The organism is Enhygromyxa salina (assembly GCF_000737335.2).
GTDB lineage: Bacteria > Myxococcota_A > Polyangia > Nannocystales > Nannocystaceae > Plesiocystis > Plesiocystis salina_C.
This window is the reverse complement of sequence record NZ_JMCC02000022.1, coordinates 69520-93753: the sequence shown is the minus strand read 5'-3', so window position 1 is coordinate 93753 and position 24234 is coordinate 69520. Positions and strand designations below refer to the sequence as shown.

Below are 24234 nucleotides of genomic sequence, written 5' to 3'. Positions count from 1 at the left end.
AATGATATTATTTGGTATGATCCACACAACGGTGAGATATCGTCGTGGCGGTGGATGGGCCAGAACTTCAGCTACGATGCAAACGGCCCCTCCAACGCCGGAACGATGGGCCTCGACAAGGGCGTCGAGTACATACCGATCGTTGGCGACTTCAATGGGGATGCCATGACCGACATCTTCTGGTACTCGGCTGGTGATGGGGCTGACCTCATGTGGTGGTCTCAGGCCGACGCAGACGGAATATTCTTCGCGGCTGCAAGCGCCCAAGTCACACATGACTATCGGCCATTTGTTGGCGACTTTGACGCCAACGGGATCGATGACATCCTCTGGTTCGCTGCCTACGCGGAAACGGTCCACGTGACGTCGAAAATCTGGTATTTCACCGAAGACGAGACCTACACGTCTCGCGTCTTGTCGACGCACCAGGACTACAGCCCCTATGTAGCCGACTTCGATAACGACGGCTGCTCCGACATTCTGTGGTACAAACCCGACGACCCAAACCTGGAGAGCCCGCTGTGGAGGTGCCTGCCCAACGATCGCGATTTCGCGTGCGAGCCACCAGTCACCACGCCAGCTGGCACCTATCCCGTTGGTTTCGGGGGAGCGTACTGATGCGACGTCATGTTCTGTTCCTCCTGACGATTCTGGCGGCGTGCAGCGCCCGCCCGATCGACTCCGACTGCGACGGCATGTGCCAACCCGCCGGCCACAACTTCCCAGGCGTCGGTGAGTGCAAGGCCGGCGCCTGCACCCCAACCTATGCCGAATGCTCCGTGATGAGTGACATCTCGACCTGCGCCGAGGCTTGCGAGGCGCAAGGGAGCTCGTGTGTCGCCAACGGGTGTGGGGGGTATACGTACCGGCTCTACTATAATATCACCTTGTGTGAGGACCCCGATCGGACTGGAATCCTGTTCGAGCACGAATGCGACGATCCGATCGAGTGGCAACTCAACGAAGCAGTCAAGTGCTGTTGCGAGCAGGAGTAGGGGGGATGGTGAGCAGGCAGACCATTGCAGTGTTGACCCTCCTGGTGGCGGCGTGCAGCGCCCGTCCGATCGACTCCGACTGCGACGGCATGTGCCAACCCGCCGGCCCCAACTTCCCGGGCGTCGGCGAGTGCAAGGCCGGCGCCTGCACCCCAACCTATGCCGAATGTTCCGTGATGAATGACATCTCGACCTGCGCCGAGGCTTGCGAGGCCCAAGGGAGCTCGTGTGTCGCCAACGGGTGTGGGGGGTATACCTACCGGCTCTACTACGACATCACGTTGTGTGAGGATCCCGATCGGACCGGACTTCTGTTCGAGCACGAGTGCGACGAGCCCATCGAGTGGCAGTTCAACAACTCGGTCAAGTGCTGCTGCGAGCAGGAGTAGGGGGCGGATGGTGAGCAGGCAGACGATTGCGGTGTTGAGCCTCCTGGTGGCGGCGTGCAGCGCCCGCCCGATCGACTCCGACTGCGACGGCATGTGCCAACCCGCCGGCCCCAACTTCCCGGGCGTCGGCGAGTGCAAGGCCGGCGCCTGCACCCCAACCTATGCCGAATGTTCCGTGATGAATGACATCTCGACCTGCGCCGAGGCTTGCGAGGCCCAAGGGAGCTCGTGTGTCGCCAACGGGTGTGGGGGGTATACCTACCGGCTCTACTACGACATCACGTTGTGTGAGGATCCCGATCGGACCGGACTTCTGTTCGAGCACGAGTGCGACGAGCCCATCGAGTGGCAGTTCAACAACTCGGTCAAGTGCTGCTGCGAGCAGGAGTAGGGGGCCACGCAACCTTTCCACGTCAGCAGACCCCGCGCGCGAGATTTAGTCTATCCTCACCCCCCGCCCACGATGCACGTCCGCGAACACCTGATCCAAGCCCTGCGGGCCGAGCTCGTCGGCCCCTATGACGCGACCGGCGAGGAGCTGCTCCGGCTCGCGCCGTCCCGCCGCTACCTGACCGGCTTCTTGTCCCCGCCGATGGTCGAGGGCGAGGGCGAGCCGGCCCGAGCCGACGGCCGTGACGACGACGACGACGACGGTGAGCTCGTGGACCCGCAGCGAGCCGACGCGCTCGACGGCGACGATGGCTACGAGCTGGGCAGCGACAAAGAGACAGACGACAGCGCGACGCCGGACCCCGAGCCAGCCACGCGCAAGGTGTTTCCGGCCTCGGTCGGGATCTCGGTGCTGCTGCCGCGCGAGGCCAAGCAGGTGAGGGCCAGGCTTCGCTGGGGCGAGTACCGCCTCGATACCATCCAGAGCGAGTCTGGCGAGCTGTCGCGGCTGACAGATGAAGGGGGCGCGCAGACCAAGCCAACCGGCACCCGCGTGTGGCGGCGTGTGCAGGTCGAGTGCCCCGAGGTCGTGGTCGAGCTCGACGCGGCGTTGGTGACCCGCGGCATCCCGGTTGCCAGCGGCGTGGTCCTGCAGGGCCGGGTCGCCGACGCGGGCCGGGGCGACGGGACCCAGGCGCTGGCGCTGTTTGTGGTCAACCGGCGCTCGCCCGAGGCCGCGGCCCACCGCGACGAGACCTTGTTGTTTCAGCTCGAGTATCAGCTTCACTGCGAGCTCGGGTTCTTGGCCCGGCCAGATCTCACCGGCGAAGGCGGCAGCGACCTCGACGATCAAATCAACGATCTGCAGTACCGCGACGAGTTCGAGTACGCCGTTGGCCACGGGGTCGCGGCGCGGGCCGTCGCGGGGTCGATGCGGGCCGAGCTTGGCGAGCCAGGCGTGCCGCGGGTCGCCGCGGTCGAGATTGCGTGGATCCCCCAAGCGGAGTTCAAGCCCGTCGCCGCCCGGTCCGACGCCCCGGTGACCGTGTCCATGAAAGAGCTTGGCCTGCTCGGCGACGCGGCCGCGGTCGAGGCCGCGCTCGGTGGGCTGCCGGCTGCCTACGAGGCGTGGATCGAGACCGCCCTGGTCGGCGCCGCGCAGGGGCTGTCGCGCGATCGGGCCGAGACGCTGGCAAGCCTGGTAACGCGGGCCCGCATGGCGGCCCAGCGGATCCGCGGCGGCATCGAATTGTTGAAGCGTGATCGCCAAGTCTTGCAGGCGTTCGCCTACGCCAATCGGGCGATGTTCTTTCAGGCCAAGAAGCGCGGCGAACGAGCCAACGAGCCGTGGGCCAAGAACCCAAAGTGGCGCTTGTTTCAGCTCGCGTTCGTGTTGCTGTGCCTCGACGACATCGCCAACCCCAGCGCGGAGTCGGGGCACCGCGACGAGGTGGAGCTCATCTTCTTCCCGACCGGCGGCGGCAAGACCGAGGCGTACCTGGGGCTGATCGCGTTCACGCTGCTGCTTCGGCGCATGCGGGGGCTCGGTACGGCGCACGGCGGCGAGGGCGTGGCGGTGCTGCTGCGCTACACGCTGCGGCTGCTGACCCTCGATCAGCTCGAGCGCGCGTCTACGCTGATCTGCGCGCTCGAGACCATGCGCTGTCAGGATCGCTATCGGGTCTTGCTTGGCGAGCGGCGCTTCGAGATCGGGCTGTGGGTCGGTGGCAAGGCATCGGCGAACACCCTCGCGCAGTTCAAGGAGCAGCTCACCGCGTTTCGGGCCGGCATTGGCGGCCACCCGTGCCCGCTGCAGTCGTGCCCCTGGTGTGGCAAGCCGCTCACGGTCAAGTCGTTGACGGTCGAGTCGACGACGACCGCGACCGAGCGCGTGGTCGTGCGCTGCCACGAAGAGGGGTGTGAGTTCGCCAAGGCGCCTCACAGCCGGGCCGGGCTGCCGCTGCAATTCGTGGACGAGCAGGTCTATCGGGAGCTGCCCTGCTTCGTGGTCGCAACCGTCGACAAGTTTGCGATGCTGCCCTGGCGCGGGGACACGGGCCTGCTGTTTGGCCGCGCGACGCACCGCGACGACGTCTGCTACTACGGGCCGGCGAACCCGTCCGCGAGCATTCCCAAGGCCGCCAAGCCAATCGCGGGGCTGCTGCCGCCAGAGCTGATCGTGCAGGACGAGCTGCACCTGATCTCGGGCCCGCTCGGGACCATGGTCGGGCTGTTCGAGACCGCGATCGAGGAGCTGTGCACCCGCGAAGTCGAGGGCAAGCGGGTTCGGCCCAAGATCATCGCGGCCACGGCCACGGTCCGTCGGGCGCAGCGGCAAGTCCAGGCGCTCTACGGCCGGCGCGAGACCAACCTGTTCCCGCCGCAGGGGCTCGATCCCTTCGAGACTTGGTTCTCGCTGGTCGAGCACGACAAGCCCGGGCGTGTGTATGTGGGCGTGGCCGCGGCGGGTCGCTCGATGAAGCGGGTGCTGCTGCGCACCTATCTGTGTGTGCTGGGGGCCGCGGCCTGGGCCGAGAAGGTCGGCGGCGCCAGCCCCGAGGACAGCGACGGCTACTTCACGCTGGCCGGCTACTTCAACTCGCTGCGCGAGCTCGGGGGCATGCGGCGGCTGGTCGAGGACGACATCGCCACCCGGGCCCGGCAGCAAGAAGACGGGCTGCCGCTCGACGCCGTGGCCCCGCACAAGTGGGTGGCCAGGCGCACGATCGGCCTGCCCGACGAGCTCACCAGCCGCGAGAGCACGGCGGGTATTGCAACGATCAAGGGCCGGGCAGCCACGCCCCACACCGAAGGCAAGGGCCTCGACGTGCTGCTCGCGTCCAACATGATCTCGGTTGGCGTCGACATCTCGCGGCTCGGGGTCATGGTCGTCGCCGGCCAGCCCAAGACCACCGCAGAGTACATTCAGGCCAGCAGCCGCGTCGGTCGCTCGTCGAAGTGGCCGGGCCTGGTCGTGATGGCCTACAACATCTACCGGCCGCGGGATCGCTCGCACTACGAGCACTTTGTCGCCTACCACGAGAGCTTCTACCGCCACGTAGAAGCGACCAGCGTGACGCCGTTCTCGGCCCCGGCGATCGACCGGGGGCTCGCGGCCTTGATCGTCGCGCTCGCCCGGCTGCTGGACGTGGACATGACCGGTTCGGGCGAGGCCATGAACGCGGCGGGGTTGCAGGCGGCGTCGGGGCGGATCTTGGGCGCGATCCAGCGCAAGGCCGCCAATCAGCCGGCGATCGGCGCGGCCGGAGAGGCGGTCGGCGACGTGTTTGCCCGGACCGTGCGCGACCGCGCGGACAGCTTGCTCAACTGTTGGCTCAGCATCATCGACGATCGCAAGTCCAAGCTCGCGCACCTGCATTATTCGCCCTACGACAGCTTCCGTGACAAGGGCCGACCGCTGCTGCGCAACGCCCTCGAGGCCCAGAGCCCCGACCCCGAAGTGCAAGAGATGCTCACCGCCGACGAGCGCCGCTTCGTGGCGCCAACGTCCATGCGCGACGTCGAGCCCAGCGTGCACGTGTGGCGGCGGTTCAAGCTTGGCGCCAAGGAGTCCTGATATGGCCCGCAGCAAGAAGAACAAGAAGAGCTATCGGCCCGAGGGCGAGATTCGTCGCAGCCAGCTGCTGATGGGCTATGGGCCCGGCGCAATGATCGACTTGCTCAACGACGCCGTGCTGATCGGTGGACTCGACTACTGGCGCTACGAGGCGCCGCCCAAGCACGGGGTCGAGGAGATCAAAGAGCCGCGCTTGACCGCCAAGCTGGTCGAGGTCATGCGCGGGCTGGGCATGAACCCGGCCGTGAACCTGGAGCTGCGGCCGCCGCCCGAGTGCAACTACGACGAAGCGACGCCACGCCAGGGGATTCAGGCGCTCGAGTTTCCGCGGTTTTTCAAGTGTCAGCGCTGCAACAGCATCGCCCACGCAACCGAGTTTGAAGAAGGCAGCCGCGGTCGGACCCACCAGTGCGGGCCGGGCTATCCCAAGAAGCCGGCGCCGGCCGTGCCCGTGCGGTTTGTGGCGGTCTGCGAGGACGGCCACATCAATGACTGGCCGTGGGATGTGTGGTGTCACCGGGCGGGCGGCAAGCCGCGCTGCGACGCCCCCGACATCAAGCTGCGCGAGGGCGCTTCGGGTGACATCAGCGAGATCCGGGTTGTGTGTGAGAACTGCGGGGCCAACCCGAAGCTCGCGCAGGCCCTGATCGAGGTGTTGCGCCCGAAGTGCAGCGGCGCGCGGCCGTGGCTGGGAGATCACGACGTCGCCGCCCAGCCGTGTGAAAACAAGGCCCGATTGCTGGTGCGCACGGCGACCAACGGCTACTTCGCCCAGAGCCTGAGCGCGCTGTGGCTGCCGCTGCACGACGACGCGATCGCGGAGGCCGTCGCCGCCAACTGGGCCACGCTCGGGACCGTGACCACGGTCGCGGTGCTGCAGGTGCTGCGCGAGCACACCCCCCAGCTGCGCGCGACCTTGCTCGAAGCCTGGGGCGACGAGGCTGTGCTCGCGGCGATCGAGCGGCGTCGCGAGGGAGCTGACAAGGCGCTCCCGCCCCTCGACGAGGCCGAGTACGACGCGTTTGTGACCGCGCCGGTCGAGCAGCCGGCGGTCCAGCCACCGCTGGGGTGTCGGTTTTTTGCCCGGACCATGCGCCCGTCAGCCGAGGGCCTGCCCCATGGGATCGGCCGGGTCGTGCTGGTGCCCAAGCTGCGCGAGGTCCGGGCTCAGTTTGGGTTCTCGCGGCTCGAGGCCGCGATCCCCCGGGCCGACGGCAGCTTTGGCGATGACGCCAAGATCGCCCCTTTGGCGCTCGAACCCAAGTGGCTGCCGGCGATCGAGATCAACGGGGAGGGGTTGTTCTTGCAGTTTGACGAGGATAGCCTGACCGCCTGGGAGGCGCGCGAGAGCGTCCGGGCCCGCAACGATCACCTGCTCACCGGGTTTCGCCGGTGGGCGGCGCAGCGGCACGGGGCCGTGGAGTTTCGTGGGGCGCGCTATTACATGCTGCATACGCTCTCGCACTTGTTGATGACCGCGATCGCGCTCGAGTGTGGCTATGCAGCCAGCTCGATCCGCGAGCGCATCTATTGCAAGGAGCCAAGCCGGGGCAACCCGGGTAAAGCGGGGATCTTGCTCAGCACGGGTACGCCCGGGTCCGAGGGCACGCTTGGTGGCCTGGTCGAGCAGGGCCGTTACTTGCGACACCACCTGCGCCGGGCGTTTGATCTGGGCACGCTGTGCTCGGGCGACCCGGTCTGCGCGCTGCATCAGCCCGAGCTCGAGTTCGACGATCGCAGCACGGAGGGCGCCGCCTGTCACAGCTGCGTGTACATCCCCGAGACCTCGTGTGAGTCGTTCAATCGCTTCTTGGATCGGGGGTTGGTGTTTCCAACGATCGGGCAGGCGGAGCAGCTCGCGTTTTTTGGTGAGCCACCGTGAGCGAGAACTTGAACGGCGTGTCGCGGGCCAGCCTTGGGCACCTGCGGAACTGGGTGGTGCAGGGCAAGCTCACGATCCCGCTCGCCCGCCGGGAGCTGCAAGCGCGCGGCTTGGAGGCGGACACGGCGGGGTTGTTGGCGCGGGTGCTTGGCGAGCTGTCGCACGCGCCGCTGGTGGCCGTGCTCGACACGCTGCTGGGCGAGCGAGACCGGGCCGAGCGCGAGCGCCCGCGGTTGCTGTGGACGGGGCCCGAGGCGCCGGGGAGCGGGGCCTTGGATACCCGGGTGAAGCTGCTCGAGCTGATCTCGGGCGCGCGGGACAGCGTGTTTTGGGCTGGCTACCGGTTTGACGACAAGAGCCTGCTCGCGCCGCTGTACGAGCGCATGTGCACACGCAGGCTCAACGTGACGATGGTGCTCGAGGTCACCTCTGACTCGAAAGATCGTCGCAGCCGCGAGCAGAAGATCGACGCCACCGTGCGAGCATTTTTCACGAACGTCTGGACGTGGAAGGACCTCGCGCCCACGCTCTACATCGACCCGCGCACGGTCGGCTGGAACGCGGATCCCGAGCACCGCAACGGTGGCTTCTTCGCCCAGATGCACGCAAAAACGGTGGTCGTTGACGCCGAGCATTGCATCGTGGGCAGCGCCAACTTCACCAACGCCGGGACCACCCGCAACATCGAAGCCGGCGTGGTCCTGAGCAGCCCCGAGTTCGCGCGGACGCTGCTGGGCCAGTGGCAGGGGCTGATCGCCAACGGTCTGCTGCGCCGCGTTGGCGAGTGAGGAGCTAGCCCGCCAGCCGCTTGACGACGGTGAGCGCCTCGGCGACGTGGCGCTTGGCCTTCAGCATCGAGTTGAACACGTGCTGAACCTTGCCCTGCTTGTCGATCACATAGGTCACGCGCCCAGGCAGCATGCCCAGCATCGCCTTGGGCACGTCGTAGCTGCGGCGCAGGTCACCGCTCTCGTCGCTGATCAGCTTGAACGGGAGCCGGTGGTTCGCGGCAAATTTTTCATGGCTGTCCGGGCTGTCGGAGCTGACGCCGATCACCACCGCGCCCGCGTCGGTGAAGTCTTCGTAGGCGTCCCGAAAGCTGCACGCCTCGGCCGTGCAACCGGGGGTCTCGTCCTTCGGATAAAAATACAGGACCACAGCCTTGTCACCGCGCAGGGCAGAAAGGCTGATCGACTCGCCCGCGTGGGTGGTCGCGTCGAAGTCGGGTGCTTGCTGGCCAATTTGTAGAGTCATGAGCGCTCGAAGGTGCTTACGATCAACGCTGGCGAATGTCACTCACTCAATCATCGGCGAGCGGCAGCCACACGCGCATGCAGGTGCGTCCGGGCGCGCTCTCGAGCTCGATCGTCCCGCCGTGGGTCTCGACGATCCGGCGGACCAAGGCAAGGCCGAGGCCGGTGCCGCCGTGCTCGCGGTTGGTCGTGAAGAAGCGATCGAAGATCTGGGCCTGGTTGGCGACCGAGATGCCCGGCCCGTCGTCGATGATCTCGAAACCGGTCCGGCCGTCGCGGGCGGCCAGGGCGTTGGCCTGCACCCGGACCTCGTCGCCGACGTGGGCGTAGGCGTTGTCGATCAGGTTGTCGAGCACGCTGGCGAGCTGGGCGGCGCTGCCCTCGACCGAGCCGGCTTGCTCGGCCCCGGTCACGCTGACCTCGGGCCAGCGCCCCGGCACGCTCGCTAGCAGCTCGGACAGCGAACAGCGGGCGCCGCCGTGGGGCTGCTCGGCCCGGGCGAGGGCGAGCAGGCCGTCGACCAGGCGCTCGAGTCGCTCGAGCTCCTCGAGCGCGTTGTCCAAGAACCGCCTGCGCTGCTCGGTCGCCATGTCCTCGTCGTCGCGGATCAGCTCCGCGGTGCCGCGCAAGGTTGCGATCGGCGTGCGGAACTCGTGCGCGACGTTGCCCGCGAATTCATTGATGTACTCGACCCGCGACTGCAGCTGCTCGGCCATCGCGGCGGTCGCCGTGGCCAGGGCGCGGACCTCGTCGACGTGCGAGCCGGCGCTGCGCATCAGCTTGGCGCCTTCGCTGCCGCTGCCGTGGGTGATCCGCCGGGCCGCGTCGGCCAGCGACTCGAGCGAGCGCGTGGCGAGCCGCCCGGCGAACACCGCGAGCACGATCGTGAGCAGCAGCGCGGCGAGCAGGCCCAAGACCAGGCGCGGGGACATGTGATACAGCGCCTGCAGCTCCTCGCGGGGGGTGCGGGACAGCAATACGGCGCCGATGATCTCGTGCTCGCGGCCGGGCTGCGCGGAGTAGATCGGCTTGGCGATGAACAGCCGGACCCGCGCGCGGCGGCTTGGGCTGGACAGTGGCTCGCCGTGGCGCGGGCGATCACGATCGCGGGTTGCGATGCCGGTCTGGCCAGACAGCGCCGTGTTCACCACGGCGTCGTGTGACATGTCGTGCTCGTCGAGCTGATCCCCCGAGCTCGACGCGAGCACCTGGGCGTTGGCGTCGACGATCCGCACGCTGGCCAGGGTGCGGTCGCGGATCGCGATCAACAGCGGATCAAAGCGCGGCTGCAAGGGCCGCTGCTCGCCGCCGGGGTTGGCCAGCATCTGTGCAACCAACACCGTGAGCACGTCGGCCTGGTGCTCGAGGTCGATGCGAGTCTGCCGACGCAGGTCCATGGCCAGCGCCCCAGTCCCGATCAACGCGAGCAAGGGCAACAGCAAGACCAGCAGGTGCGACCCCAGCAGCCACGTCCGCAGCGACAGCTCGGGCAGCAGGTTGCGCTCGCGCGGCTCTGGCCCTGACCCTGACCCTGGCGTGGATGGGCTCATGACTGGCGCAGGCGATAGCCGACGCCGTGCACGGTCTCGACCGGATCGAAGTTTGCCACCACGCCGGACCCCCCGGAACCCGAGCCCGAGCCCGACCGCAGCGCGGCCCTGAATTTGGCCCGGATCCGTCGCACGTGAGAGTCCAGCGTGCGGCCCGAGACGTGGCGGGTGTCGGGGTAGGCCAGCTCGCCCAGCTCGTCGCGCGAGTACACGCGACCCGGCCGACCCATCAACACCTCGAGCAAGCGAAACTCCGTGGCCGTGAGCACGACCTCTTGCTCGCCCCACCAGCTGCGGTGGGTCTCGGGGCTCAGCCGCAGCTGGCCCACGATCAGCTGCGACTCGTCGGCCCGGGCTTCGTCGAGTGTTCCGCCGCTGTGGCTGCCGCTGCCGTTGGCGCTGGCTTGGGCGTCGGCCCGCTCCCGGGTGACGCGGCGCAGGATGACCTTGACCCGGGTGACCAGCTCGCGGGTGGAGAAGGGCTTGGTCACGTAGTCGTCGCCGCCAAGCTCGAGGCCCAAGATCCGATCGATCTCGTCGCTGCGGGCCGACAAGAACAGCACTGGCGTCACGAGGTCGCGGGTTCGCAGGCGGCGGACGAACTCGAAGCCGTCGACCTCGGGCATTGAGACGTCGACGACCATCAGATCAAAACTGCGCTGTTCGAGCAGGGACAGCGCGTCGCCGCCGTGGCGGGCCTCGCAGACCTCGTAGCCCTCGCGGCGCAGCGCGTAGCCAACGACCTCGCGCAGCTTGGGATCATCGTCGACGACCAAGATCGCGAGGGAGCTCGCCAAGGCGGAGTTTGGGGGGCGGGCAGGCGCGACCATGGGCTTCGCTCCGAGGTGCAGCAGGGCGCTCATGATGCCACCTGCGCGAGCTCGACGGAGGATAGCTCCGCGAGCGCAGCCACGCGAGCCTCGAGCTCGAGCAGGCGCGCGCGGACCGGCTCGGACTCACCCGCGAGCGCGAACAAGCCAAGCTGGACCCGCAGCGAGAGCAGGCCAGACAGCACGGCCTCGAGCTCGTCGTGGGCGTGATCCCGAGCGCCGCGCAAGGTTGCGAGGGCGGCCTGCAGCTGGGGGTCGAGCTCGACGTGGGCCGACCCCTGGGCCGCGGTCTCGTGCAGCAGGCGATCGACCCGGGCGATCCGATGATCCGCGCGGTGCAGCGAGTGGGCGAGCTTGGCCAGCTGCGCGGCGTCGATCAGCCGGGTCCCCGCGGCGCCGTCGAAGTCCTCTTGCAGACCCTCTTGCAGCGTGGCCATGCAGCCCTCAATGCGGCTGTGGTTGGGGCCGATCTGGATCGGGCGCGCGTGGCCAAGGTCGAGCTCGGTGGTCTGCGGCGGCGGGCGACCGACGAGGCCCAGCAGCAGCGGCCAACAGGCGAGGGCGCTGGTGGCCGTGCCAAGCCCGTGACCGCGGCGGCCGAGGTGCCAGGCCATCGCCGCCCCGATCCCGAGGTAGCCGAGCGAGAGCGTGGCCCACAGCGAGGGCACGCGGCCGCTAGCGAGCTCGCCGAGCAGGCGGGGCTCACCGAGCAGATCCAGGGACAGCGCCAAGGCGATCATCGTGGCGACTCCTCGCGGCCGAGCAACCCAGCACCCCGCGCGTCCCAGCCTCGATAGTGGCCGCGCGCCGAGCTGCCCGAGCTGGCCAGGCTCGAGAACACGTTGGCTTCGACGTCGCGCAAGAACGAGATCTCGGCGCGCGGGCGGACCACGAAGGGCCGCAGCAGCCACCCCGACTGCGCGAGCAAGACCCCCAGCACGGCGACCGAGGCGAAGCTCGCCAGCGGTCGATGACGGCCGCCGCCAGGCAGGCTGGCGAGCAGGGTCATCAACCCCGGCAGCCCGACCAGACACAGGCATCCAGCCATGGCCAGGACCGCGCGGTGATAGTCGGGGTGCATGGACAGGTACAGCCACAGGATCGGACCGCAGGCGGCCGCGAGCGCGGCGGTGCGGGCGATCGCCACCATGCTCGCCAGCGCCAGGCGTGACCACGAGATCGAGACCTCGCAGGCGTCGTGAAACGCTCGGATCGCCGGCAGCCCGATCAAGATCGGGATCAGCAGCAGCAAGGGCGTCTTGATCGCGGCGTAGGCATACTGCAAGTCACCGCGATACGAGCCGATCACCAGGCCAAAGATCGCAGCGCCCGCGACGGTGATCCCGAGCAGGCGCGGCGCCAACACGGCGAGGCGGTCGCTGACGTTGGCCTCGTCGTGGGCGTCTGCAGACGCGGTGCCCAGCAGCAGCGCCGGATCGCGCAGCAGCACGCCGACCAGGGCCAAGCTCGAGGTTGGGGATCCGGCGCTCATGACCACACGCCCCCTTCGAACCCAATCACCCACGCGCCAACGTCGACGCCAACCCGCAGCGCGATGATCCAGCTGAGCGCGACCCACCCCAGCAACAACAGCGGGAAGTAGCCAACGACCGGGCCGCCCTTGCGCTCGGCGCGGCTCAGCTCGACGCAGGCGGTCGCGGTCGTGAACACCCCCACGCCGACCAGCGAGGCCAACAACATGGGGATCGCCAAGTCGGTCGTCGCCGAGAAGAACAGCACGATCACGCTCAGCCCCGCGGCCACGCGCCCGCCGTGGACGAGCGCCCGGCCCAGCCCGGCGGCCAGATCTTCGGGCTTGGCGGACAGCCGCAAGAATTGGTGAACCGCGATCAGGGCCGGCGCGGTCAGGGCCAAGGCCGCCAGATCGACCAACAGCACGCTCGGGGCCAGGCGCACTGCAGCCGGCCCGGCCGGGGATCCAAGCGCCGCCGCGCCCCCGAGCGCGAGCAGGCCCAGCAGGGCCAGCGAGAGGTCACGCCCCCGCACCGCGGTTGTTGGAGGGAGCGCGTCGGGGGGCGCGTGCAGGGGGAACGGGGAGGTCGTTGCGTGCATCGTCGAGTCAGCACTAGCAAGCCGGCGTGCAATGGCTTCGACGGGGATTCGGCCTTGGCCCGCCGATTTTGTGCAGATTTGGCGCAAGTGGACGCTGACGAGCGAACTTGGCAAGGTCGTGTGCAGCCATGGCCAACCCGATCTCCGAAAGCACCCAGCGCTTGCTCGACGACATGGACCCCGAAGCTCGCGCCCACGCCGAGCGCGAGGTCGCTGTCAACTCGGTGCGCGCGGCTGGGTTCAAGCTCTCGCTCGCCGAAGAGATCAACCTGGCCAAGGCGATCAAGGTCATCGCTGGCGTCGACGGGCTCAGCCGCGAGGAGCTGACCGGGCTCAAATTCCTGATGATCATGTCGGCGCTGCCCTACGACATTCAGCGACACGTGGTCGCGTTCTCGACCGAGGGCGTGACCGTGGAGCACGCCAGCGAGCTGTTCGCCGCTGGCAGCCAGAAGGGTTGCTATCTGCTGTCGGGGGCCACGACCGTGGCCGCGGCCGACGGGCTGTCGGCCGAAGAGGAGGCTTCGGCCCGCGAGCTGGGTCAGCGCCTGAAGCTGGCCGACAAGCTGGTCAACGTGCTGATCGCCGAAGCCCGCGCGACCGGGCTGGCGATGCGCAAGGGCGACCCGGAGCTGGTCGATGAATTGAAGCGCCTGCGGGTCGCCCTGTTTGGATACCTGTAGGGGTCACATCATCAGCCGGGCATGGGGGTGCCGTCGTAGACCCACGTGTCGGCCTCTGCGGTGCCCCACTCGACCTTGTTGCGGTCCAACATCTCGTATTGTGGGGTGTTGGTGGTGAACTCGATCAGCAAGAAATTGTCGGTGTCGTAGCGCGTTGCGCCAACGACGACGTGGGGCGCGGCGAAGGTCGCCGGCATGTCCAGCCAGGTGTGCTCGTGCCCCGCGAACACCAGCTCGACGGGTTCACCCTGGATCGCCAGCACCGTCTCGAGGTCGGTGAACTGCCCGTTGTTGGGGGCCTCGTCGACCGCGACCTGGTACAGCGGGAAGTGGCTGAACAGCACGGTGGGCTTGCCCGCGCTGAGCTGATCTGCGATCCAGTTGAGCTGGGTGCCGCCATAAGATCCGCGCTCGGGATCGTAGATCAGCGTGCCTTCGTCGTAGGTCTGGCCGTACTCGCTGTTGGTGAACACGAAGCGCCAGCCCAAGTGGTCGACCGCGTAGTAGGGGTCCTTGGCGTAGAACTGGCCAAACAGCAGGTGCGAGAAGGTCTTGGCGTGGTCGGGGACGGCGTAGTCGCTGTCGCCAAACAAGGGGTACACGGGCACGCTAAAGCCGTCGAGGATGTCGGCGACGTCGGCGAACGCGTTGGGGTTGGCCTGATACCAGACCGCTTCGGTCGACTTGTACGCGTCGTCGACGAGGTCGCCCAGCACGACGACGAAGCTTGGCGGCGGGACGATCGCTTCGATCTTGTCGCGGGTCTCGAGCAGGCTGGCGCGGGCCTCCGAGAGCGACTTGTCGCCGCCCGGGTAGTCGGGGGCCGGGATGTGTGGATCGGCGATCACGACCACCCGAAACCGATCTGGGTCGCCGTCGCCAGTGTTGGTGTCGCCGTCGCCGTCGCCGGTGTTGGTGTTGGTGTCGCCGTCGCCGTCGCCGGGATCGCCGTCGCCGTCACCGGGATCGCCATCGCCGTCGCCATCGCCGGGATCGCCGTCCCCGGTCTCACCCTCGAGGTTCGATTCAATGACGACCGCGACGCAGCCTGGCTGCGAGAGCGCGGTGGCGAGGACCACAACGGGGAAGGGAAGGCGGCGCACGGCGAGACGCGATGGTGCCACAACTGGCGGAGCCGATCGCCCCCGCGTTTACTCCGGCTTGTGGGTGCTCGCGCGCATGTTCGCAAACACCTGCTTGACCTGCGCGCGAGGCTGGGCCGTGATCGAGGCGAACTCCTGGCCAACGTTGAGCCACTCGCCGCCGTCAATCGTCACACACTCGCCGGTCACGAAGGGCGCGGCGGTCAGGTACACCGCGAGATCCGCGAGCTCGGGCGGCTCGCCGTAGCGCCCCAGCGGCACCCGGTGTTTGCCGAGCGCCTCTGCGCCCGGCATCAGCAGCCGCGAGAACGCGCCGTCAGTTGGGAACGGGCCTGGGGCGATCGCGTTGAGGCGGATCCCATAGGTTGCCCACTCCGTCGCCAGCGAGCGGGTCAGCGCCAGCACGCCCGCCTTCGCGCAGGCCGAGGGCAGCACGAACGCCGAGCCCATCCACGCGTAGGTGGTGACGATCGACAGCACGCTGTAGCCGCGCGCGTGGTCCCGCTTGCCACGCTCGATCCAGCGCTTGCCCAGGGACTGGGTGACGTTGAAGGTGCCATAGAGCACGATCTTGACCACAGCATCAAAGCCGCCCGGCGACAGATCCTCGCTTGGGCACAAGAAGTTGCCGGCCGCGTTGTTGACCACGTCGGTCAGCGGACCTAGCTCGGTCTCGAGCTGATCGAGCGCCGCGTCGACGCTGTCCCGCTCGCGCACGTCCGCGCTGGCCCACGCCGCCTTGCCGCCCGCTTGGGTGATCGCCGCGACGACCTCTTCGAGCGGTTGGGTCCGCCGCCCGAGGACCCCAACGCTGGCACCGAGCTCGGCGTAGCGAAGGGCCATGGCCCGGCCGAGACCGGTGCCGCCGCCTGTGACGAGGATGTTGTGATCGCTGAGAAGCCCGCGCTCGAACATGCGCGCGATACTAGATGGTTTCCGGCGCGCCATGGAGCCACGACCGCGCCAAGGTGACTGGCCAAGGTGCGCGTCCAGTCAACGAGACACGAGCCCGCTTCTAGTACCCTGCCGCAGTGAATCTGATGGTTTGAGGCGCCGGGCCTGGCGTCCCTGGCGCGAAGCGAGGAAGGAGCGGCTGCGCTTCGAGGTGCTCGCGCGCGCGACCGGCCTGCACGAGGACGCGCTCGACGAGCTCGTCGAAGCCGCGGTCGCCCGCGATCTGCTCGCCGAGGAGGATCCCGAGTCGGGGGTGGATCTGCGGTTTCGCAGCTCGACGGTTCACGCGGTGCTCTATGAGCGGCTCGCAAACCGGCGCCGGGTCCGGCTGCACAATGGCCCACGCGGAGGCGGCCAGGACCCTGCTCGAGGCCCGCCGCGACGGCGTTGCGAGCGTGATGCGGGACGCCGTCGACCTCGGGCTGCGCGAGGTCGAGGCGTTCGCCAACCAAGAGTGAACCTCCAACGGCGATTGCGCGCGGGTCGTAGGCCGCCCGCGATCGCTCACCGACCGCGGCGAAACGGGCCGGGATCGGCGGCGCGCTGGTGTGGAACCAACGGCTCGATCGCAAGCGCAACCAGCCGCCGCTTGCCGCGTCGTCGACTGCGGCGCTGCTCGAGCGCTGTGACCCCAGCGACAAAGGTGTGGAACCCAAAGAAGAAGCTCAGATCCGCGACGAGGAACGCGGCCTGGGAGAGCCAGTCATGGTGGGTGGTCCAAGCTCGGACGTGGGCGCCGCCACGCTCGAGCGGCCGCGCCTCGACCTCGAGGCCAACTGTCGGGGTCAGCAAGGGTGTGTCGGGCCCCGGCTCCAACTCGAAGTAGTAGTCAAAGGCCCGCTTGCGACGAATGCTCAGCGCCAGAAGCCCCTCGCGCTCGATCGCCCAGCCGCGGCCCGCAGCGAAGCTGGCGGCGACCAGCTCGATCGCCGCGTCGGGCTCGAGCTCGACGTCGATGCTTGCCTGCGGACCCATTCGTTGGCCACCAGCATAGGCGCTCGTCCGGCAGGGCGCTCAGCGCTTGCGGCCCGCGCTGCGCCGACCCAGCACGACGCTCAAGCCCAAGTCGGCCTCGAGGTGCACCGCCCCTTTGGTTCCAAGCCCTTCGTGGAACATGCCCGTGACCCCGAGCCGCAGGGCGACGCGCTTGGTCGCATAAAATTTCACGCCGCCGCCCGCGTGGGCGCCGAAGTCGGTGTCCTTGCCGACCGCGGCCGGGCCCGAGCTGACGCCCAGCATCTCGCCGCCAATGACGATGAAGGGCGTCACGCGATAGGGCAGCTGGCCGAGGACCTGCGCGCGCACGGAGTAGGCGGTCGCGCGCGCGTCGTTGGCGACCCGGGTCGGGATCACGCGGCCGTCGAGCTCGACGCCCACCCAGCGAATCGGATAGTAGCCGGCCCGCAGCACGAACTCGCCCGCGGGCCGATGGAAGGGTTGGTGGGCGGTGTCGATCGAGTGGTAGAGCCCGTGGGTCTGCGACAGCAGCACGAGGCCACCCGCGACGCCAAACTCGAACATGTGTCGCTCGGGCTTGGCGGGCTCGGTCGGGCCCTCGGGCGGCTCGACGATCGTGATCGACACAGTTGAAAACTGGGTGTTGGCCTGGCTGGTACCCGGGGCCAGGAAGCTCAGCCCGAGCTCGGCCTCGGGCGCGGCGGTCGGGCCCGCGAGCAGCACGATCGACCAGGTCCCTGGCTGGGTCCCCGGCGTGACCGACTCGACCGTGACGCCCTCTGGCGCGCTCAAATACAGCTGCTCGGGGAGCGCGAGCGCGGTGTCCAGCACCAGCTCGTGCGTTGTTCGCTGGCCCCGAACCACCTCGACCGCCTTGGCCTGATCGGGGCCCGAAGCCTCGCCGTCGCGCAGACCCGGGGCGAGGTCCGGAACGCGGACCGGGAAGCTGACCACCGCATCACCCGCGTCGTTCTGGCAGACCAGCTCGTGCACGCCCTGCTCGATGAACAGCGGCCGGGCCTCGAGCAGCTCGGCCGTGGCTCCGCAGCGGATCCCCGCCGGGAGCGAGAGCGCGGTCCCAGGCAAGACCACCGGCACCGGCGCGAGCCCAGCGTCGGCGCCCTCGGGCCAGATCGGGCCCACGTCGCCGGGCCCGACCAACTCGACATCGAGCAGCTCGACGCTGCGCACGTCCGAAGGGATGCTCTCGAATTGATCATTGTCCACGGCGGCGACGCGCACGTGATAGCTGCCGGGTGGGAGCCCGTGGACCTCGAAATTCTCGACGGACTTGGGCACCTCGATCGCGCTGAGGACATCGAGGCCCTCGGGGTCGGCGGCGACCTCGACGTAGTAGCTGTTGGCCTTGTCGATCGTGCCCCAGCCGCCCCGCAGCGCGCTGATCCGACCCGAGACGCCCAAGAACTGCTCTGGCCCCGCGACCCAGCTTGGGGTGGGCGGCAGCGGGATCGGCTTGGCGGCGCGCTTGGTCTTCTCGACCTTGACGCCCATGCCCTTGTTGACCTTGGTCTTGCCGCCGGCCTTGGCCGCGACGGTGGCGTTGCCGTTGCCGTGGTTGTGGATCCGGCTGGTGCCGGCGTCGTCGACCTTGAGCAGGCTGTTGCCGCCCTCGAGCTCCGTGGTCGCGCCTGGGGTTGCGACCGCGGCCCGGCCGTTGTCGTCGGTCATCGCCTCGAGCTCACCAAGCCGCGCTCGCAGGGCGCCGCGCTCGAGCCCGGCCCCGGTCGCGACCAGCTTCTTGTTGCGCAGCGCGTGGTGGCCGTAGATGATCAACAAGGTGTCGGCGCGCATCGCCACGCTGCTGTCATCACGAAACACCACGGCCGCGGTCGAGTCCGCGAGGGTGTTGACGCGACCCAGCTTGTAGACCAGGTCGCCGACCTCGGCGTCGCGCCACTCTTGCTCGGGATCGGGCTGGGTGCGGACCTCTTTGCGCTTGTGCGTGATCTTGCCGTCTGGCCCGTCGTGAGCGGCGGCCGGGCGCGATCCGGCGAGCATGAGCAGGGCGCTGAAAAGGCACAGGGGGGCGGCGCTGGAGACGTGTTTCATGGGGAGTCGCGCAGGGCTTGGAAGGTGGCGTCAGCGGGGGCGGTTGCGGCGATCATGGCGTCGCTTGGCGCGTCGCAGCGACCGCACCAAGTTGTCGATCGCCAGGGGCAAGGTCGTGACCTCGGCGGCGCCGACCCGGGCCAGCTCGCCCATGGCTTGGCGGTCGTCGCTGCGAATCGCCGCGATCACGGGGAGCCCGGTCTCCACCAGCTGCGCGACGCGAGCGACGATGTCACCCTCCACGCTGGCCACGAGGATCACGTCGGCATCTGCGACCGCGCCGGTCCACACCCCGAGGGCCATGTCGTTGCTGAGCAAGCCCAGATCGATCTCTTCGGCGACCTCGCCAAGGCTGCCGACCAGCGCCACGCGTAGATCCGTCGAGGCCGAGCTAGCTGCGGCAGCGGTGGTGGTTGCCAGCGGGGCGGTGGGGGAGAACGAGATCATCCGCTCGGCCCGGTTCTCGAGCACCTTGGCGTCGCGTCGGTGCTTGCGGCGGCCCGACAAGGTCATCGCCAGCAGCTCGAGCTGATCGCGGACCTCCAAGATCCGCGGGCGCTGCTCGGGGTGCTTGCCGAGCATCGCCATGGTCAGCTCCTCGAGCTCGCGCGGCAGCCCGGCCCGGCGGGCGCCGATCGCCGTGGGGATCACGTACAGGTGCTGGGTCATGACGTTGAGCGAGCTGCCCGAGAACGGCGGCGCACCGCACAGCAGCTCGTAGAGCACGCAGCCCAGCGAGTACACGTCGGACGCCGGGCCCACCTCGCCGCCGCGGGCCTGCTCGGGGGACAGGTAGTCGGGCGTGCCCATCACGACCCCGTGCCGGGTCATGCGACCGAGCTTTTCGTCGTGCTCGATGAACGCGAGACCAAAGTCGAGCACGACCACGCGCATGCTCTCGCCGCTGAGCTGCGGGCCGGTGAGCTGCAAGAAGATGTTCTCGGGCTTGAGATCGCGGTGCACGGCGCCCACGGCGTGAGCGGCGACGAGCGCCTCGGCGATCGCCTGGGCCACGTCGATCACGAAGCTCATCTCGAGCATGTCCGCGGCCGCGACCGGCAGGCCCGCGTCACGCGGGTCGACCAGCCGGTCGCGCAGGCTCTCGCCGTGCAGCAGCTCCATCGCCAGGTAGGTCAGGCCCTCGAACTCGCCGACGTCGTAGACCTCGATCACGTTGGGGTGCTTGATCGCCGAGGCGACCCGCGCCTCGCGGCCGAACCGGCGCAGCGCTTCTTCGCGGCTCTCGAAGTCGGCGGGCACCAACAGCTTGAGGGCAACGTCGCGGCCAAGGTTGAGCTGCCTGGCCCGCCACACCGCGCCCATGCCCCCTTCGCCGATCAGCTCCAGCAGCTCGTAGCGATCGCCGATCCGGGTGCCCGCGCTGACCTGCGCGGAGGGATCGGTGCTCACAGCCGCACCTCGTAGAGCTTGACTGGCTGATCACCGCCGCCGATCTGTTGCCGCCCGACCGAAGCAAAGTCGAACGCGCTGGCGGCCAGCTCGCGGGTGCGCTCGGTGACCAAGATCTGTTGCGGCCGGGCGATCGCCTCGAGCCGGGCCGCGACGTTGACCACCTCACCGATCGCCGTGTACTCCATGCGCCGGTCCGAGCCGATGTTGCCGACCACGCACGGCCCCGAGTTGATGCCGATCGCCAGGCGCACCGTGCAATTGTAGCGATCCCGAAAGTGCTGATTGGAGACCTCGAGCCACGAGAGGATCTCTTCGGCGGCCGCGACCGCTCGCTCGGCGTGGTCTTCACAGTCTGCGGGCGCGCCCCAGAACGCCATCATGCTGTCGCCAATGAATTTGTCGACGGTGCCCTGGTGGCGAAACACGATCTCGGTCGACATCGTGAACAGGTGGTTGAGCAGCTCGACGATCGCCTCGGCTTGCAGCTTCTCGGTGAGCGGGGTGAACGCGACGACGTCCATGAACATCACGCTGATGTCGCGGCGCTCGCCGCCAAGGCCCATGTCCTGCTCGCGGTTGACGACGCGCTCGACGATCTCCGCGGGCATGTAGCGACCCAGGTCATGGCGGATCTCGATCTCGCGGGCCAGCTTGGCCTCGCTCGCCTGCAGCTCGGCCGCGGCGCTGGACATCGCGCTGGCGAGCACCCCAAGCTCGTCGCGCGAGCGCGGCTGAACGCGGCGATCGAAGCGTCGCTTGGCCAAGTCGCCAGCGAACTCGGTCAGGGCCCGCAGCGGGGCGGTCAGGCGTTGGGCAGCGAGCACCCCGAAGCCGCCAGCGAGCAGCATGACAGCCGCGACCGTGCCGATCACGATCTTGCGCATCTCTTCCAAGGTTGCGTAGGCGCGCGCGCGCGGGACCTGGGCGACCGCGGCCCACGGCCGATCCGGCAGCCCGATCACGGTCCCGACCATGGCCATCTGTGCGCCCTCGAACTCACCCGAGCGGGCCAGCATTGGCTGCAGCGCCTGTGGGTCGATGCCTGCTAGCGCACCCGCATCTTTCGCCGAGCTGCGGGTGACCGCGCGCTCGCGATCGACATGCGCGATCACCCGCAGATCGCGGTCGACCACGAACAGCGCTTCTGGACCGGCGCCAAGGTGGGCCTGGGCGAGGTGCATGACCCGGTCTTGAATGCCGACCGCAGACACGAGACTGACGACAAAGCCGCTGATCGGACCATCAGGACCTTCGGGGCGAATTGCGACCGCGATCGTGACGCGGGGTGCCGGCTCGGCCTTGTAGACCTCGCCCGTGACCGCGCGGACCGGGGCGGCGGCGGCCATCAGCTCCGCCGAGAGCTGCTCGGGCAGCAACGCGGTGTCGACCACATCTCGCTCGCTGATCACATCGATGAGCTCGCCCTCGCGGGTGTAGATCGCCGCGTGATCCAGGCTGATCCGGGCCTCCACGGTGGCTTTGGCCAGGGCGATGCGAGCGTCTGGGTCGATCGCCGTGTCCGACAACACCCGGCCGATCGTGTCGAGGCCGGCCTCTGCGTCGGCGAATTCGTCGTCGATCGTGCGTGACAGATCCCCGAGCACGACCACCTGAAGCTCGCGCTGCGTGGTCTCGAGGGTGTCCGAGTTGACCTGAATCGCCAGCCAGCCGATCAGCGCCAGCGGGATCGTTGCAACGACGGCAACGAGCGCGCCGAGCTTGAGCCGGAGCGAGATGCCCGGCTTGCCCTTGGGGGGAGTCGACATGAGAGGGCGCCTCGCGCGAGCGGAACGCAGCGAGGGTGATCTTGGCATACTCCCAAAACGGGGTTGTGTCATCCGGTGCGGTCGAAGCGTCCGGCCGGGTGGCTACGGTCCTGTTACGCAATTCGACGGATCAGGGCTGGTATGTTGACGACTCACCGTCAATGTCGGTCACGATCACCTGGGTCGGGATGAAGCTTGGTGCCTGCACCGCCAGTGTCAGGGTGAACCTGCCGTCGTCGGCATCCGTGACCGCGACCGTGAGCCCCGATTGACTTGGATCGTCACGATCGGGGTTGCCCATCGCCAGCACCCCCGCGTAATCGAGGGTTCGTGACTCGCCCGCGCCCGCGACCGTGATCGTCTGGATGGTCATGATCTGGATCGGCACGCGCAGCTCGACGGCGGTGTCGCTGAAGGTGACCTCGAGCGGGGGCATCTGTCCGTGGGGGAGCAGCTCGAGCACGTTGCGGGCCACGGCCTCGTCGGCGCCGTTGCTCTGCACGCCGACCATGTAGTTGAGGTGCAGGTGCTCGGAGTTGGCGCCAACGCTGCCGCTGCGGCCCAGGACCGCCCCAGCTTCCACGAATTCGCCGGCCTTGACCGACGTCTTGCTCATGTGCAGATACGCGGATTTCTCTCCGCCGCCGTGATCGATCAACACCCAATTGCCAGGGCCCGTCTTGCCATCCCAGTCGACGACCTTCTCGATCTCGCCAGCCTTGATCGCGTGGATCTTGGTGCCCTCGGGGACCGGAAAGTCGGTGCCAGCGTGAAAGTCGTACTTGCCAGATTGATCGCGTGGGCCAAACGGGGCGGCGATCGTGTCGGCGTCGGGCTTGGCCGAGCCCGAGATCGGCCAGACGATGTCTCCGTCGGGGCCGCCGCAGGTGGTCGAGCCGAGCGCGAGCGCGAGCGCGAGCGCGAGCGTTGCAGATCGGGCGAGGCGCATGCCGCCAGGGTAGGGGATCGGTGTTCGAGCTGGAAGGCCCGCCAGCGGTGGGGCACAATGCGGGAAGTGGCGCAGCGCATGAACGGGGGGTGTTCGTTCGCGCTCGTGTTCGCGTTGAGCGGATGCGCGCCCGGGAACGTCGCCGAGCCGATCGGTGACCGGCCTGCGCTCGCTGACGCCGAGATCGTCTCGCCCGGGGCCGCCGCCAACGAACAGGCGAGCGCGGCGTCCGAGCTCGAGCGCGGGCCCGCGTCGCCCCAGCCCGAGGCCCAGCCCGAGGCCCAGCCCCAGCCACCTCCACCGGTCGTCGCGGACTCCACCATTCAAGCTGGCTTCACGGTCGACCCAACCGCGCAGCCGGGCCTGGTCGAGTTCGCCGCCGCGCTCGAGCAGGTCGGCACCCTCTGGATCGGCAAGCTCGAGGGCAACGGCGGGCGGGACGTGCTGATCTTCATCCCGCCCGGGGCCGACGATGCCAAGCCCTTCGAGCTGGTGTTTCATTTTCACGGCACCTACAGCGAGCACGTCGAGCAGCAGCGCGAGGGCCTGAAGAAGAACCAGTGGGTCGGCTGGGAGCGGCTTGGCCAGACCCTGGCCGCGATCACGCAGCTGCAGCAGGATCGGCCGCACCACAACGTCGCGCTGATCTATCCGTTCAGCGCGGGCAAGCGGCTCGAGCCGGGCCACCGCGGGTGGAGCAACGTCGCCTACGATCGCATGTGGATGGATCCCGCCGCGCCGCCCGACTACCGCGACGACTTTGCCAAGCTCCACGAACAGGTGACGGCGCTGCTCGTGGACGAATTGGGGGTTCACGCGAGCAAGCTGCCCGACGCCGTGATCGCCGAGGGCCACAGCGCTGGCGGGATCGCCCTGCTCAACATTGCCCGGCGCGGCTCGGCGAAGGTGCGCGAGTACATCTTCTTGGACGCCAGCTTTCAGAGCTGGGCCGACGGCTGCTACGCGGCGGTCAAGGACACTGGCGCGAGCGCCAAGCTCACGCTGGTCGTGACCGACAAGGGCATCGCGGATCCCTTCGCGGGCCGGGATCCCTGGTGCGTGAACATGAAGGCCGAAGCCGCGCTGTGGGCCGACAAGAAGTCGTGGTGCGCCTCGCGGCCGAGCGAGCAGGTGGCCGGCAGCAGCTGGACCTGCGCGGAGCTCGAGGCCCGCGCCGAGGAGTGGCGGGACGACTACAAAGCGTGGTGCGCCGCCTACGAAGACGGGATGCAGAGCCTGCCCGAGGTCACGCTGATCCCGACCAAGGTCTATCACAAGGATCAGCCCCGGCGCTTCTCGGGCGGGCTCGGGCTGCCCGAGGATCGCTGGCGACCATGAACCCAGCGCTCCGGTGATTCCAAGTGTCCGCCTGAATCACGCACCCTCGCGTCGCTGCCGCG

Annotated in this window: 23 protein-coding genes; 10 read left to right on the top strand and 13 right to left on the bottom strand. The window is 68.5% G+C overall.

The features are described from left to right. The 7 genes from DB30_RS10370 to drmC all read left to right on the top strand — a co-directional run. Window positions 1-618: FG-GAP repeat domain-containing protein (locus DB30_RS10370; protein WP_205632952.1), on the top strand; the 618-nt coding region annotated here is incomplete at its 5' end. Beyond that, window positions 618-995: a hypothetical protein gene (locus tag DB30_RS10365; protein ID WP_052548232.1), complete on the top strand. Its 378-nt coding sequence runs from the start codon at window positions 618-620 to the stop codon at window positions 993-995. The genes DB30_RS10370 and DB30_RS10365, both read left to right, overlap by 1 nt. 29 nt (window positions 996-1024) lie before the next feature. Continuing rightward, window positions 1025-1384, top strand: coding sequence for a hypothetical protein (locus DB30_RS10360; RefSeq protein ID WP_146658447.1), 360 nt, complete (start codon window positions 1025-1027; stop codon window positions 1382-1384). A gap of 34 nt (window positions 1385-1418) precedes the next feature. Beyond that, a complete protein-coding gene (locus DB30_RS10355; protein ID WP_146658446.1) occupies window positions 1419-1775 on the top strand; it encodes a hypothetical protein in 357 nt (118 codons plus the stop codon). Window positions 1776-1847: 72 nt separating this feature from the next. After that, on the top strand, window positions 1848-5351 hold the full coding sequence (gene drmA, locus DB30_RS10350) for a DISARM system helicase DrmA (protein ID WP_052548229.1): 3504 nt from the start codon (window positions 1848-1850) through the stop codon (window positions 5349-5351). 1 nt (window position 5352) lies between these two features. After that, window positions 5353-7233 (top strand): DUF1998 domain-containing protein, encoded by a 1881-nt coding sequence (drmB, locus tag DB30_RS10345; protein WP_052548228.1) that lies wholly within the window; start codon window positions 5353-5355, stop codon window positions 7231-7233. Next, on the top strand, window positions 7230-8021 hold the full coding sequence (drmC, locus tag DB30_RS10340; RefSeq protein WP_052548227.1) for a DISARM system phospholipase D-like protein DrmC: 792 nt from the start codon (window positions 7230-7232) through the stop codon (window positions 8019-8021). The genes drmB and drmC overlap by 4 nt, the downstream gene beginning before the upstream one ends. A 4-nt stretch (window positions 8022-8025) precedes the next feature. Here the strand turns inward: drmC and DB30_RS10335 are convergent, their stop codons facing one another. The 6 genes from DB30_RS10335 to DB30_RS10310 form a co-directional block, all read right to left on the bottom strand. Continuing rightward, on the bottom strand, window positions 8026-8487 hold the full coding sequence (locus tag DB30_RS10335) for a peroxiredoxin (RefSeq protein WP_052548226.1): 462 nt from the start codon (window positions 8485-8487) through the stop codon (window positions 8026-8028). 46 nt (window positions 8488-8533) lie between these two features. Continuing rightward, the gene (locus tag DB30_RS10330) at window positions 8534-10036 is read right to left on the bottom strand and encodes a sensor histidine kinase (RefSeq protein WP_052548225.1); all 1503 of its coding nucleotides are present in this window, start codon (window positions 10034-10036) and stop codon (window positions 8534-8536) included. Further along, window positions 10033-10833 (bottom strand): response regulator transcription factor, encoded by an 801-nt coding sequence (locus tag DB30_RS10325; RefSeq protein ID WP_240480200.1) that lies wholly within the window; start codon window positions 10831-10833, stop codon window positions 10033-10035. Before DB30_RS10325 ends, DB30_RS10330 begins: the two co-directional genes overlap by 4 nt. 62 nt (window positions 10834-10895) lie before the next feature. Further along, a complete protein-coding gene (locus DB30_RS10320; RefSeq protein ID WP_052548223.1) occupies window positions 10896-11606 on the bottom strand; it encodes a hypothetical protein in 711 nt (236 codons plus the stop codon). Beyond that, complete coding sequence (locus tag DB30_RS10315) at window positions 11603-12358, bottom strand: hypothetical protein (RefSeq protein ID WP_052548222.1); 756 nt, start codon at window positions 12356-12358, stop codon at window positions 11603-11605. The genes DB30_RS10320 and DB30_RS10315 overlap by 4 nt, the downstream gene beginning before the upstream one ends. Beyond that, complete coding sequence (locus DB30_RS10310; protein WP_052548221.1) at window positions 12355-12939, bottom strand: hypothetical protein; 585 nt, start codon at window positions 12937-12939, stop codon at window positions 12355-12357. The genes DB30_RS10315 and DB30_RS10310 overlap by 4 nt, the downstream gene beginning before the upstream one ends. Window positions 12940-13067: 128 nt before the next feature. Here DB30_RS10310 and DB30_RS10305 point away from each other — a divergent pair, with 128 nt between their 5' ends. After that, window positions 13068-13622, top strand: a complete 555-nt coding sequence (locus DB30_RS10305; RefSeq protein ID WP_052548220.1) for a hypothetical protein — start codon at window positions 13068-13070, stop codon at window positions 13620-13622. Window positions 13623-13633: 11 nt separating this feature from the next. On the opposite strand, the gene DB30_RS10300 is transcribed toward DB30_RS10305, so the two are convergent. Both DB30_RS10300 and DB30_RS10295 read right to left on the bottom strand, forming a co-directional pair. After that, the gene (locus DB30_RS10300; RefSeq protein WP_165703692.1) at window positions 13634-14725 is read right to left on the bottom strand and encodes a metallophosphoesterase family protein; all 1092 of its coding nucleotides are present in this window, start codon (window positions 14723-14725) and stop codon (window positions 13634-13636) included. 48 nt (window positions 14726-14773) lie between these two features. Beyond that, the gene (locus DB30_RS10295) at window positions 14774-15640 is read right to left on the bottom strand and encodes an SDR family oxidoreductase (RefSeq protein ID WP_052548218.1); all 867 of its coding nucleotides are present in this window, start codon (window positions 15638-15640) and stop codon (window positions 14774-14776) included. Between the two features lie 335 nt (window positions 15641-15975). Between DB30_RS10295 and DB30_RS10290 the strand changes: the two genes are divergently transcribed. Further along, the gene (locus tag DB30_RS10290) at window positions 15976-16137 is read left to right on the top strand and encodes a hypothetical protein (RefSeq protein ID WP_153258273.1); all 162 of its coding nucleotides are present in this window, start codon (window positions 15976-15978) and stop codon (window positions 16135-16137) included. A gap of 46 nt (window positions 16138-16183) precedes the next feature. On the opposite strand, the gene DB30_RS10285 is transcribed toward DB30_RS10290, so the two are convergent. From DB30_RS10285 to DB30_RS10265, 5 genes are all read right to left on the bottom strand, one after another. After that, entirely contained in the window at window positions 16184-16654 is a 471-nt protein-coding gene (locus tag DB30_RS10285) for a hypothetical protein (RefSeq protein WP_052548216.1), read from the bottom strand. Window positions 16655-16693: 39 nt separating this feature from the next. Then, window positions 16694-18706, bottom strand: coding sequence for a hypothetical protein (locus DB30_RS10280; protein WP_052548215.1), 2013 nt, complete (start codon window positions 18704-18706; stop codon window positions 16694-16696). Window positions 18707-18736: 30 nt separating this feature from the next. Then, on the bottom strand, window positions 18737-20116 hold the full coding sequence (locus DB30_RS10275) for a serine/threonine-protein kinase (RefSeq protein WP_052548214.1): 1380 nt from the start codon (window positions 20114-20116) through the stop codon (window positions 18737-18739). Further along, on the bottom strand, window positions 20113-21885 hold the full coding sequence (locus DB30_RS10270; RefSeq protein WP_052548213.1) for an adenylate/guanylate cyclase domain-containing protein: 1773 nt from the start codon (window positions 21883-21885) through the stop codon (window positions 20113-20115). Before DB30_RS10270 ends, DB30_RS10275 begins: the two co-directional genes overlap by 4 nt. Window positions 21886-22015: 130 nt before the next feature. Further along, window positions 22016-22834: a M23 family metallopeptidase gene (locus DB30_RS10265; RefSeq protein ID WP_052548212.1), complete on the bottom strand. Its 819-nt coding sequence runs from the start codon at window positions 22832-22834 to the stop codon at window positions 22016-22018. A 66-nt stretch (window positions 22835-22900) separates the two neighbouring features. Here DB30_RS10265 and DB30_RS10260 point away from each other — a divergent pair, with 66 nt between their 5' ends. Then, window positions 22901-24172: an alpha/beta hydrolase family protein gene (locus DB30_RS10260; protein ID WP_165703691.1), complete on the top strand. Its 1272-nt coding sequence runs from the start codon at window positions 22901-22903 to the stop codon at window positions 24170-24172. Window positions 24173-24234 lie beyond the last annotated feature (62 nt).